5 protein-coding genes and 1 pseudogene are annotated in these 9,519 nt (G+C 73.2%); 2 read left to right on the forward strand and 4 right to left on the reverse strand.

From position 1 onward, the window contains the following. Positions 1–17 precede the first annotated feature (17 nt). Both FL311_RS21165 and FL311_RS21170 read right to left on the reverse strand, forming a co-directional pair. Complete coding sequence (locus FL311_RS21165) at positions 18–776, reverse strand: SIMPL domain-containing protein (protein WP_141327472.1); 759 nt, start codon at positions 774–776, stop codon at positions 18–20. A 154-nt stretch (positions 777–930) separates the two neighbouring features. Next, the gene (locus FL311_RS21170) at positions 931–1,575 is read right to left on the reverse strand and encodes a hemerythrin domain-containing protein (RefSeq protein WP_141327473.1); all 645 of its coding nucleotides are present in this window, start codon (positions 1,573–1,575) and stop codon (positions 931–933) included. A gap of 439 nt (positions 1,576–2,014) precedes the next feature. On the opposite strand from FL311_RS21170, the gene FL311_RS21175 reads away from it, so the two are divergent. Continuing rightward, entirely contained in the window at positions 2,015–2,986 is a 972-nt protein-coding gene (locus FL311_RS21175; RefSeq protein ID WP_141327474.1) for a PDR/VanB family oxidoreductase, read from the forward strand. Positions 2,987–2,995: 9 nt separating this feature from the next. Here FL311_RS21175 and FL311_RS21180 read toward each other — a convergent pair whose 3' ends face one another. After that, a complete protein-coding gene (locus FL311_RS21180; RefSeq protein WP_305036162.1) occupies positions 2,996–7,615 on the reverse strand; it encodes a two-component regulator propeller domain-containing protein in 4,620 nt (1,539 codons plus the stop codon). Between the two features lie 494 nt (positions 7,616–8,109). Here FL311_RS21180 and FL311_RS21185 point away from each other — a divergent pair, with 494 nt between their 5' ends. Further along, positions 8,110–8,784 carry a hypothetical protein gene (locus FL311_RS21185; RefSeq protein ID WP_141327475.1) on the forward strand — a complete coding sequence of 225 codons (675 nt, stop codon included), beginning with the start codon at positions 8,110–8,112 and terminating at the stop codon, positions 8,782–8,784. Positions 8,785–8,797: 13 nt separating this feature from the next. Here FL311_RS21185 and FL311_RS44160 read toward each other — a convergent pair. Then, positions 8,798–9,519 (reverse strand): annotated as a pseudogene (locus tag FL311_RS44160) (hypothetical protein); the annotation flags it as partial.

Raw genomic sequence — 9,519 nt, forward strand, 5'->3', positions numbered from 1 at the left:
TACCGCTGGACGACTGACTAGCGCGCGGACTCGATGACGTAGATGAGCGTCACCTTGGCCTGCACCGTCTGCTCCTCCGGCTGGATGGGCGTGGCGACGCGCGCGTCGGACGCCATCTCCGCCATGGCGAAGCGGGCCGGGTAGAGCTGCGGCGGCTCCGTCACGGTGCTCACGTCCACCACCACGCCCAGCTTCACGTTGAGGGCGGCGGCCAGCACCTCGGCCGACTTGCGGGCCCGCGCCACCGCCTGCCGCAGCGCCTCACCCTGCACCGCGTCCTGGCGCGCCAGGCCGAAGCGCACCTGGTCCACCCGGTTGGCGCCCGCCGCCAGCGCCTGGTCCAGCACGCTGCCCACGCGCGACAGCTCCGTCAGGTGCACGCTCACCACGTTGCTGACGCGGTAGCCGCGCAGCTTGGGCTCCGTCTCGTTGGGCGCCGGCGGCCCGTAGTCCGGGTACACCGAGTAGTTGCGCGTCTGGATTTCCTTGCGGGGGATGCCCGCGGACGTCAGCGCGGCGATGACCTTCTCCATCTTCTTCGCGTTCTGCTCGCCCGCGGCCTTCGCCGTCTTCTCCAGCGTCTCCACGGCCAGGTCGATGAAGGCCTCGTCGGGCTGCGCCTTCACCTCGCCGGTGCCCTCGACGCGCAGGGTGCGCGTGGAAGGGTCCACCGCGGGGCGGGCCTGGGACACCGGCTGGGGCTGGGCGGAAGCGCCCATCGTGGCGAGCAGGACAGCGGTGAGCAGCCAGGAACGAACGGGACGGGCGTGAAGCATGGCGCCTCCTTGGGGCGGATGGGCGGTACGGCGGGGTCGTGTTGCCGCTGCCTTACTCCCTGGGACGGCCCCTCCACGAGGACATTCACGCCCACGAGAAAGGGCCCGGCCCACCATACGGGGAGCCGGGCCCGCTCACTCGGGGAGCACGCGCTCACGGACTGGCGGACTCGCCGGCCTCGTACTCGGGGGCGGAGGGAGCGCGCGACTTCGGGCCGCGCCCCGTCACCTCGCGCACCTTGGTCGTGGCCTTGCGACGCGCGGCCCGGAGCGCGTCCCGGCCGATGTCCATCACCGCCGACACGGCGCCCGCGACCAGGTTGCCCGGCGGCGTGTCCGGCGCCATCGGATGCGGCCGCGTGGGGGCCGCCTGCTTCGCCGCCTCCAGCACCTGGCCCAGCTCCCGCAATTCGTTCGGACGGAACGCCTTCTTCACCTCGGGAAAGAGCGTGCTCTCCTCCTCGAGCACGTGCGCGCGCACGTTCTCCATCAGCACGGAGACCTTCGCGTCGAAGCGCTCGGCCTCCGAGGGCAGCTCGTCCAGCTCCGACAGCACCCACTTCACCACGTGGTGCTCCTCCAGCGAGCGGAGCACCTCGTCGCGCAAGGACGCGGAGCGCTGGCGCACCGCCGGATAGAAGACCTGTTCCTCGATGGCGGAGTGCACGGACAGCTCGAGCACCATCTGCTCCACCAGCTTGCGCTTGAGCTTGTGGGCATTGGGGCCCGCCTTCTCGAACCGGCGGAACAGCTGCTCCACCGTCTTGTGGTCCGCCTTCAGCAACGCGATGGCATCCATGTCGTTTGCCTCCCTGGGGTTCCGGGGGCCGCGCATCCCCTCCGTGGCGTGCACGGCCCATGACGCGGCATGTCCTGGATGGTGGGGATGACCTGCGCGCGATGCCGGAGCGACGCGCGGATGGCCTGCTCTCCCGTGTGCTCGGCGACCGGGCGACACGCTTGCCATGTCGGGCGCTCCCAGGCCTCAAGCGCGGCACCCCCGCGCTCATCCACGTGGAGCGGGCACCCCGGGAGGGAAGCGTCGTTCCCACGTCGGGCAACGCGGGCGCCGGGGTGTCCACCCGTCGTCACGAGGAGCGTGGAGGAGGCGACGCGCCGACCGCCCCCGGGGGCAATCCCACGCTGGACCACCTCTGCTCAATGTCGAGTCCGTCGGAACGGAGGGTTGGGCCCGCGTCGTCCGCGGGAAGGGAGAGGGGAAGTTGGTGAACACCGTGATGAATGAAGCGCTGCGCGTGCGCGTCGCCCGCATCGCCCGCGAAGCCGAGGACATCCTGTCGTACGAGCTGGTCGCGGAAGACGGCGGCACGCTCGCGGCCTTCGAGGCCGGAGCCCACCTGGACGTGCGCATCCCCGGCAAGGAGTCCACGCTGCGCTCGTACTCGCTCTGCAACGACCCGGAGGAGACGCACCGCTACGTCATCGCCGTGCAGCGGGACGCGAGGGGCCGCGGCGGCTCGCGCGCCATGCACGAGCGCGTGCACGAGGGGGACGTGCTGGTGGTGAGCCCTCCGCGCAACGACTTCCCGCTGCTGTTCGCGCGCGGCTATGTGCTGGTGGCCGGCGGCATCGGCGTCACGCCGCTGCTGTCCATGGCGCGGCAGCTCCAGCGGACCGGGCTGCCCTACACGATGTACTACTGCGCGCGCGCCCCGGAGCGCGCGGCGTTCCGTGAGCTGCTGTCCATGCCGCCCTTCGCGGACCACGTGCGCTTCCACTTCGATGGGGGTGACCCGGACAAGGGCCTGGATGTGTCCGGGCTGTTGTCCACGCGCGCGCCGGGCACGCGGCTGTACTGCTGTGGCCCCGCGGGGCTGATGAAGGCGGTGCGCGACGCGTCCGTAAGGCACCGCTGGCCATGGGAGAAGGTCCACTTCGAGTCGTTCGGCGCCGATGGCGTGGGCGCGCTCGCCACCCGGGAGGACACCGACTTCGAGGTGACCATCCGCAGCACGGGGCAGGTGCTCAGCGTGCCCAAGGGGCAGTCGGTGCTCAACGTGCTGCGCCGCAACGGGCTGCGCGTGACGAGCGACTGCGAGGCGGGCTCCTGCGGGACGTGTGTCACCCGCGTCTGCGAGGGAGAGCCCGAGCACCGCGACTCCTTCTTCCAGCAGGAGCCCGCGGGCAATCAGCGCATGCTCATCTGCGTGTCGCGGGCCCGCTCGAAGCGGCTGGTGCTGGACCTGTAGACGGACGGCTCAGGCGGCCCGGCCCGCGGCCTCGCGTCGCGCCCGGGCCACCTCCGAGCGGACCAGCGCGCGCAGGGACTCCGGGTCGAACGGCTTCTCCACGCGCGGGTTCTCCACCCGCTCCAGGAAGGTGCGCGCGGTGGGCGTGAAGGCGCCGCCGGTGATGAACACCATCCGCTCCGCGACGGCCGGCGCCGCGCGCCCCAGCGCCTCGTGGAGGTCCATCCCCGTCATCTCCGGCATCATCAGGTCACACAGCACCACGTCGTAGTGACGGGGCTCCGGTCCGCTGAGCCGCTCCAGCGCCTGCCGGGCGCTCACCACCACGTCCACGTCGTTCTCGCGCGAGAGCGTGCGCCGGATGGCGCCGCTCACCAGCGCGTCGTCGTCCACGACCAGCACACGGCCGCGGGCCTGCGGCACGACGGGCTCGGACTCGGCGGGACGCGCGCCCGGAGGGGCGTCCTGGGTGGGGCCTCGAGGCGGGATCGACATGGACACCTCGGTGCCACCTGGGGCGGGGCGTGAAGAGGAGGAGTCCATGGCGCTGGCGGAGGCCACCGGTGTGGTGGGTGGAGACGCGGGGCCCACCGCGCTGGAGGCCAGCGTGGAGGACGGGCTCACGACAGGTGACGCGGGCTCGGCCGACGTGCGCGCCGCGGACGGGCTCGCCTCCACGAGCGGGCCCGAACCCGAGGCGGGCTTCGCGGGCGACGTGGGCTCCACCGACGCGCGGGTCGGAGACGGGCTCGCCTCCGCGAGCGGACTCGAGCCCGAGGCGGGCTTCGTGGGTGACGCGGGCTCCGACGCGGACCGCAGGCCCGAGGAGGGATCGACGGCCGGGAGGTGTCCCGTCACGAACGTGCGTCCCGTCGTCGCGCCCGCGACCTCCGAGGCACGGTGCGCGATGGCGCTGACGTCCGACGGCGCGAGGGAGCGCTCCGTCGATGGCCGGGGGACTGGCGCCGAGGACGGAGCGAGGCCCGACACGGCGACACGGTCCTCCGTGGAGGATTCGCGAACCGGCGCCGGCGTGTGCCCCGTGCTGGCCCTGTCGTCCGGGGACGACTCGGAGAACCTCGGCGCGGGCGTGTGCCCCGTGCTGGCCCTGTCGTCCGGGGACGACTCGGAGAACCTCGGCGCGGGCGTGTGCCCCGTGCTGGCCCTGTCTCCCGGGGACGACTCGGAGAACCTCGGCGCGGACGCACGCTCGGAGACGGCCCTCGCGTCCACGAAGGTGTGATTGGACATGCTGGCCGGCGGGTCCCCCACGGGCTTCGACACCTCGTGCGCCACCGTCGAGGCCGTGGGCTCCGTCGTGGACCGCCGCGACTCGGGCACCGTCGGATAGCCCGTGGGCGATGACGCGCGCTCACCCGGCCCACGCGCGGACCAGCCGCCGCCCCGCCGCGCATCCACGGCCACGCCCGCGCCCGGGGCCCTCGCGCGCCGCAGGGACACGCGGAACACCGAGCCCTTGCCCAGCTCGCTCTCCACGGAGATGGTGCCGCCCATCGCCGTCACGTACGCGTGGCACAACGACAGCCCCAGCCCCGTGCCCACGCCCACCGGCTTCGTCGTGTAGAACGGGTCGAAGATGCGCCCGAGCGACTCCGGCGAAATCCCGCTCCCCGTGTCGCGCACCTCCGCCACCACCCAGCCGTCCGCGCCACCGCGCGTCACCAGCCGCACCTCGTTCTGCTCCGCGCGTCCCTCCGGCAGCGCCTGCGCCGCGTTGATGAGCAGGTTGAGGAACACCTGCGCCAGGCGCGCCTCGTTCCCCTCCACCCACGTGACGTCCCCGTAGTCGCGCACCAGCTTCGCGCGCGGCCGCAGCTCGCCCATGGCGATCTTCACCGCCGAGTCGAGCACCGCCCCCAGCTCCACCGGCCCCTGCTTCTCGTCATCCGGCCGGGAGAAGGTCTTCAAGTCACGCACGATGCGCCGCACCCGGTCCGCGCCGTGCAGTGCCTCGCGCAGGGCCTGCCCCACCTCGCGCAGCCGCGTCCCCGCCGCGCGCGTCTCGCCGAGCTCGCGGGCGAGCATGTCCGACTCCTCGCTCGCGTGCTCCAGGTTGGACACGATGTACGCCAGCGGGTTGTTGATTTCGTGCCCCACGCCCGCCGCGAGCTGGCCCACCGCCGCCATCCTCCCCGCCTGGACCAGCTGCGCCTGCGTCTGCCGCAGCGTGCGCACGTTGGCCTCCAGCTCCTCGTTCGCGCGCGCCAGCTCCCGCGTGCGCTCCTGCACGCGCGCCTCCAGCCACCGCTCGCGCGCCTTCAGCTGCCCCACGCGCAGCAGATACACGCTGACGCCCAGCATCCCCATGCCCAGCACGAACAGCGCCCAGAACTCCGTGCGCTGCCACAGGCTCGGCTCCAGCACCACGTCCAGCGACACAGGCTCCGTCCACCCGCCGTCGCGCAGCTCCGCCTGCACCTGGAACAGGTAGCGCCCGGGGCGCAGGCCCGTGTACGTGGCCCGGCGAATCTCCGCGCGCACCCAGCCGTCGTCATGGCCCACCAGCCGGTAGCGGAAGGGCACGCGCACCGCGTCCCCCGGCGTGAAGGCCGTGAAGCGGATGTCCAGCCGCGAGTCGTCCGGCCGCAGCTCCACCGGGCCTGGCGCCGACACCAGCTTCCCGTTGACCCGCACCTCCTCGATGCGCACCTCGGGAGGCTGCCGCGTCGCGCGCACGCGCACCGGGTCCACCACGATGGCGCCCTGGATGGTGGTGAACCACAGCCGCCCGTCCCGGCCCCGCCACCCCGACGGCTGCGTGTTCCCGTTGCACTCCGCGGTGCGCATGCCGTCCGTCTGGTCGAACCCCATCACCGCCAGCCGCGTGCGCTTGCCCTCCGCCACATCCTCCAGCTCGCGCCGCGACACCCGGGACACGCCCTTGTTGCTGCTCATCCACAGGTGCTCGTCCCCATCCGAGACGATGCTGAACACCGCGTCGTCGTAGAGGCCGTGCTGCGACACCGTGTAGCGGAACCACGTGCCGTCCCTCCACCGGCCCAGCCCCGTCTCCGTCCCCACCCACACCGTGCCGTCGGGGTCCGCCAGGAGCGACAGCACCACCTCGCCCGGCGCGCCGTCCTTCGCCGTGAAGCGGCGCAGGCCCTTGCCCTCCTCGTAGCGCCACAGCCCGCTGTCCGCGCCCAGCCACAGCGCCCCGGACGCGTCCTCGGCCATGACGATGATGGGCGAGGAGAGCCCCTGCTTCGGACCGAACACCGTCACGTCGCCGCCGCGCACCCGCGCCAGGCCCTTGCGCGTGCCGAACCACTGCGTGCCCCGCGAGTCCACCAGGATGGACGTCACCACGTCGTCCGGCAGCCCCTGCACCCGCGAGGACTTCGCGAAGCGGTGCCCGTCGTACCGGAACGCGCCCGCCTTCGAGCCCGCCCACAGCGTCCCGTCCGGCGCCTCGTGCAGCGCGGTGATGACCGGGTCCGTGCCGCCCTCGAAGTCGTCCATGCGCTGGATGCGCCCGTCGCGCAGGAAGAACAGGCCGCCGCCCACCGTGCCCAGCCACACCGTGCCGTGCTTGTCCTCCAGCACCGTGCTCACCGTCTCGTTGCTCAGGCCCTCCGGCGCGCCGAACGTCGCGAACGGGCCGTCGCGCAGGCGGAACAGGCCCGAATAGGTGCCCACCCACAGCGAGCCGTCCCGGTCCTCGAGCAGCGACAGCACCTCCGCGTCCACCAGCCCCGCGCCATGCAGCGGCGCGCTGAAGCCCGTGGCCTCGCGCCGCAGCAGTCCGCCCCGCCGCGTGCCCACCCAGAGGTTGCCCTGGCTGTCCGCGAGCAGCGCGGTGACGACGGCCGGCAGCCCGTCCGACGTGCTGAAGCGCCGGGCCAGCGTGCCGTTCCACGACACCAGCCCCGCCTCGGTGCCCATCCACAGCGTGCCGGTGACGTCCTGGAACAACGACGTCACCTCCGAGCGCACGTCCCCGCCGGGTATCGGGAAGGGCAGGCCCCGCACCTGGCCGCCCTCCAGCAGCGCCAGGCCCGTCTTGGTGCCCACCCACAGCCGGTTGTCCCCGCCGCCCCGCGCCAGCGCGGTGATGGACATGCCCGGCATGCCATCGGCTTCCGTGTACTGCCGCGCCACGCCCTCGCCCAGCGGCACCTGCCACAGCCCGCCCGAGGTGCCCGCCCACAAGGAGCCCTCGCCCACGATGAGGTGCTCCACGCGGAAGCCCTCCAGCGGGGCCGAGGCGCCCGGGGCCCGCTCGAAGCGGCCGTCCACGTATGAGACGAGGCCCTGGTCCGTGCCCACCCACAGCACGCCGGACGCGTCCTCCGCGAGCGCCTTGATGGTGTGGTTGCGCAGCTCCGGCGTGTTGCGCTTGTCGAAGACGACGAAGCGCGCGCCGTCGAAGCGCACCAGGCCCTCCCACGTGCCCAGCCACACGTAGCCGTCACGCGTCTGCGCCATCGACAGCAGGCTGTTCTGCGGCAGCCCGTCGTCGCTGCGCCACGAGTCCTGGCTGTATTGGGAGACCCAGCGCTGCGGGTCCAAGGCAAGGCCCGGCCATGCCAGGACGAGCCCAGCCAGCAAGACGAACCCCCCGAGCCCGCGCGACGCCGCGCGGAGCCGATGCCCTGGAATGCCCATGACGGGCCACAGTGTCCGGCAGAATCGCCCCCGAGGCCAAACCTCGGGCGTTCACCCGGCGTGGAACGTTGGCCGCCAACGGCCTCGGCGACAGCGGCGGGGGACCACCTGCCCCCCCACGACTCCCAAACTTCCCCCCGCCGCTGTCGCCTCGTACGCCACCACCTGTCGGCACCTGAGGAGCCACGCACCCCGGAGGACCGGGGACGTGGCGTCCGCGCCGCGCCTCGAGGCCCCGGTGGTGGCGGGGGCCTCGCCGCATCGCGCTGAACCCAAGATGGGAGCCAGGGGCCCGAGGCGCCACTGCGGGAAACAGACAGGAGTCACGTCCCCCGGTCTCCCCAGGGCGGCCCGTGGGCGCCCGCTCTCCCGCCCGGCGTCACGCACGCGGACGACTGCTTCCGGACGGGGACCCGCGCGAGGAAGGCAGGCGCGTCAGTCCCCCGCGGGGCCGGGCGAAGGTCTATGCTCCGCGCCCCGAGGAGCGTGGGCGGATGAGCGACGGGGCGTTGTTCTCGACGGACAAGGTGACCACCGAGGCGCGGTACCAGTGGCACCTGTGGGTGGCGGACGTGCTGGACCTGGCGACGGCGGCCCTGGTGGGCTGGGCCGCGCTGCGGGCGCTGGAGCACGAGCGGACCCCGGTGGCGATGCTCGTCGCCATCCTGCTGGCCTGGCTGGCGGTGTCGGCGGTGGGCGGAATCTGGGGCAGGACGCTGTGGCGGCAGCTCCTCGGGGTGCGGCTGGTGCATATGGGCCGCGCGCCCGGGGTGCCGCGCGCCCTGGCCCGGGCGCTCACCACGCCGGTGGACCTGCTCATCACCCCGGTGCTGCAACGCCGTCCCCTGGACACCTGGCTCGGCGTGCACGCGGAGCCGGTGACGGCGGGCGCCTCGGCGCGGCTCAAGGGGCTGGGCGCGCAGCTGCCCTGGCTGGGGCTCATCGCGGGCGCGGTGTGGCTGCTCGTCACCCCCACGCGGGCGGAGATGCTCAAGTACCTGGGGCGGACGTTGACGGGCTGGCACTGCTGCCACGGCACGCGGGACGTGACGTGGGAGTGCAAGACGTCGCTGAGCCGGGCCGTGCGCGAGGCCCGCGGAGGGCGCGAGGACGTGCGCGCGGTGGTGGCGGACTGTCCGGTGGCCGCGGAGCGCTCGGGCGGGCCCTAGCGCCCGGAAGGCGTCACTTCACCGTCGAGAAGAGCGTCCCCTCCTTGCAGTACACGCCCGCCTTGCCCGCGGGGGGCACCTGCTGCGTCTGGGGCTTGCTGAAGCGCTTCACCTCTCGCTTCGAGTAGGCGGGCACCTCTCCCAGGGTCGCGCGCTGGCGCGTCTCGATGACGAGGACGCAGTCGGTCCACTCGAACTCGTCGGCGTTGTTCACCGTGTAGGAGGTGGCGCCAATCAGGGGGTCGCGCTTCGAGATGTGTCCCGTCAACGCACCGGACTTCGGGGGCGGGGCGGTGGCGGACGCGGGCTCCACGCCCCGCTCGGTGGGTTCTCCGAAGTAGGGGTCCTCCGCGGGGACGGCGGCGTAGAGCTTCGGGGCGGACTTGACGTCCTTGGCCAGCTTCAGGCGGGCCTGCCGCCTGTCGGTGGCGACGACCCGGGCGGTGCCGAGCACCGGACGCTGTCCGTCGGACGTCGCGTCGCCCACCACCTTCACGTCCATGCCCGTCTGGAAGGCCCTGGCGCGGGCCCCCCTCACCAGGAAGGTACCGTCATCGGCGGTCAGCGGCAGCACCTGCGCGAAGTAGCCGAAGGCGGGGGTGTTGGCGGCCACGACGGGCTCCACCGGCGGCGCCTTGTCCGGCTCCGGAACCGGCTTGGGCGCAGGGGTGGAGCGCTTGGGCGGCGCCGTGACGACCTTGTCCGGCTTGGGCGTCGGCTTCTTGGGGACGGGCG

This window comes from Myxococcus sp. AB025B, assembly GCF_006518215.1.
GTDB lineage: Bacteria > Myxococcota > Myxococcia > Myxococcales > Myxococcaceae > Myxococcus > Myxococcus fulvus.